This window comes from Pseudofrankia coriaricola, from assembly GCF_001854805.1.
Lineage (GTDB): Bacteria > Actinomycetota > Actinomycetes > Frankiales > Frankiaceae > Pseudofrankia.
The window spans coordinates 1-1,507 of sequence record NZ_MBLO01000196.1 but is presented as its reverse complement, the minus strand read 5'-3'; the positions used below and the strand labels follow the sequence as shown (position 1 = coordinate 1,507).

Genomic DNA, 1,507 nt, shown 5'->3' with positions numbered 1-1,507 from the left:
GTGGCGATCACTGCCCTGGCGTTGGATCCACGCAGGGCGTGTATCTCCGTTCGAAGCCGTTCCCGTATTCGCCGGATCGCTGCCTTCGATGGTTTGATCAGCAGTTTCCCGTTGTAGCGACGAACGTTGAATCCCAGGAAATCGAACCCAGACCGTCCAACGTCGACTATCCGCGTCTTTTCCTCGTTGAAGGCCAGGCCCCTGGGCGTCAGCCACTCAGCGAGCTTCGCCTTGACCTGTTCGGCCTGCCGCTGGCTGTGACACAGCGCGACGAGATCATCGGCGTACCTTATGACCACCGGGGAGTCCGTCTTGGTCTGTCCTGCATGTTTTCCAGAACCGACGTAGCGAACGCCCGCAGCCTCTTCCAGCCCGTGCAACGCGATATTCAGGAGCAATGGGCTGATCACGCCGCCTTGTGGTGTTCCCTCTTCGGTCGGCGCGAACCCTTTGCCTGCCTCGAACACCCCCGCTTTCAGCCAATCCCGGATCATGTCCCTGGCTGGGAACGATCCGAGCGACTCCAGTAGCCGAGAATGATCGATTTTGTCGAACGCCGCGGCCAAATCGGCGTCCAGCGCCCACACCCGCTTGGCTCTAGGTCCTCGACAGACGGTGTAGACAGCCTGAATCGCGTCATGGCAGCTACGACCCGGACGAAACCCATACGACTTGGGCTCGAATCGGGCCTCCCATTCGGGTTCCAGCGCGGCACGCACCCTACCCTGGTGGCATCGGTCCGCGATCACGGGAATCCCGAGCGGCCGTAACTTCGCACGGTTACCCGCCTTGGGTATGTACACCCGCTTGACAGGCCGGGGCCGCCACGACGGGGCATCACGATGCACCCGCACCGCCATCTCCATCCTGGCCTGGGAGGTCAGCGCAACCTCCCCGTCGATCCCGGCCGTCTTACGGCCAGCATTACGCTGCGTCGCCTGCCGCACGCTGATCAGCGTGTTGCTCCAACTCCGCAGCATCAACTTCTGAAGGTTCCTGACAGAAGCCAGGTCCCCTTCCTGCGCCGCCGTGAAGATCCGCTGCCGTAGCCGCCGTACGTTGTCCTCGTGATGCCGCCAGTCGACGGCCTCCCACGAAAGGGTTACGTCCTCAGGTCCGTTCACCATCAGGTGTCTAACTTACCCTTCGGTTCCGGCGGTCCGAGACCGCGTTGCTTCACAGGCTCACCTGTCCATGTCAGCGCCCCTTTCGGAGCCCGGGCACCAGGCCCGGTATCCGGCCAGTTATCTAGCAACTGCGGCCTGGAGGAGCCGCCATAGCGTGCTAGTTTCCTGTCGGCTTTCGCCTGCCGGCCTTCGCTTCTTGGACATCCTGTTCCCGCCAGAGGATTCCGCTCTCCTCACAGTCGGCCTACCAGCCCTCCACAAAACAGGCGGCCCGGACTCTGTCGGGCAGAGGTCGGACCGGGGCGCGGTGCTGGCCTTGCGGCCAGCCCGTTTCCCCGGCCCGCCTCTCCGAACCGGACTTGTCACTCTCGCGACATCCG

The 1,507-nt window shown here is 63.3% G+C and carries 1 protein-coding gene; it reads right to left on the bottom strand.

Features of this window, described 5'->3' with window-relative positions:
- Nucleotides 1-1,127: reverse transcriptase domain-containing protein (locus BCD48_RS47065; RefSeq protein ID WP_198543345.1), on the bottom strand; the 1,127-nt coding region annotated here is incomplete at its 3' end.
- Nucleotides 1,128-1,507: the final 380 nt, after the last annotated feature.